We start from the raw sequence: 1,345 nt of genomic DNA, 5'->3' as shown, positions 1-1,345 counted from the left end.
GTGACTGCGGGGGAGACCTGCGGCGAGGTGGAGTCCACCAAGTCCGTCTCGGACCTGTACTCCCCGGTGACGGGGGAGGTCACGGAAGTGAACTCCGCCGTCGTCGACGATCCTGCCTTGATCAACAACGATCCGTACGGTGCGGGCTGGCTCTTCAAGGTGGCCGTGATCGAACATGGCCCGCTTATGTCCGCTGAAGAGTACGCAACCGCCAACGGTGGCGAGCTGTGAGCGCCGCGACCGGGGCCGCAGGCACCGGGAACATTGTGTTCGAGCAGGTCGTTTCGCCGAGCCTGGACACGGTGTTGTCCGAGCTGGATCCGGAGATCGCGGCGAAGATCGACGATGAGCTGAACCGGCAGCGTTCGGGCCTGGAAATGATCGCGTCCGAGAACCACACCGCCGTGGCCGTGATGCAGGCGCAGGGCTCGGTGCTGACCAACAAGTATGCCGAGGGCTACCCGGGCAAGCGCTACTACGGTGGCTGCGAGCACGTGGACGTCATCGAGCAGCTCGCGATCGACCGGGTGAAGGCCCTGTTCGGTGCCGGGTACGCGAACGTGCAGCCGCACTCCGGCGCCCAGGCGAACGCCTCGGTGATGCACGCCCTCATCAAGCCGGGCGACACCATCATGGGCTTGAACCTGGCCCATGGCGGGCACTTGACCCACGGCATGCGGATCAACTTCTCCGGCCGCCTGTACAACGTCGTCCCGTACCAGGTCCGTGAAGAGGACCACCGGATCGATATGGCCGAAGTGGAGGCCCTGGCGCTGGAGCACAAGCCGGCACTGATCGTGGCCGGCTGGTCCGCCTATGCACGCCAGCTGGACTTCGCGGAGTTCCGCCGGATCGCGGACCTGGTGGGCGCGTACCTCATGGTGGACATGGCGCACTTCGCCGGGCTGGTGGCCGCCGGGCTGCACCCGTCGCCGGTCCCGCACGCCCACGTGACGACGTCGACGACGCACAAGACCCTCGCCGGTCCGCGCGGGGGCATCATCCTTTCCAACGACGCCGACATCGCCAAGAAGATCAACTCCGCGGTCTTCCCGGGCCAGCAGGGCGGCCCGCTGGAGCACGTGATCGCCGGCAAGGCCGTGGCCTTCAAGATCGCCGGCTCGGAAGAGTTCAAGGAACGCCAGGAGCGCGTGCTGGCCGGTGCCCGGATCCTGGCCGAGCGCCTCGTCCAGGACGACGTCACCGCCAAGGGGATCAACGTGATCTCCGGCGGCACCGACGTCCACCTGGTCCTGGTGGACCTGCGCAACTGCGAACTCGACGGCCAGGAAGCCGAGGACCGCCTCGCTGCGATCGACATCACCGTCAACCGCAACGCGGTTCC

Annotated in this window: 2 protein-coding genes; both read left to right on the top strand. The window is 67.0% G+C overall.

Features of this window, described 5'->3' with window-relative positions; all coding sequences use genetic code 11:
* Nucleotides 1–231 (top strand): glycine cleavage system protein H (locus AC4CS3_RS23900; protein WP_490785537.1); only part of this gene is annotated, 231 nt, incomplete at its 5' end.
* The coding region (gene glyA / locus AC4CS3_RS23895; protein ID WP_490785536.1) for a serine hydroxymethyltransferase at nucleotides 228–1,345 on the top strand (1,118 nt) is incomplete at its 3' end. The genes AC4CS3_RS23900 and glyA, both read left to right, overlap by 4 nt.

Source organism: Arthrobacter sp. SE2 (genome assembly GCF_058244265.1).
Note: the sequence above shows the minus strand (reverse complement) of the source record. Positions and strands in the feature narration are given on the sequence as shown.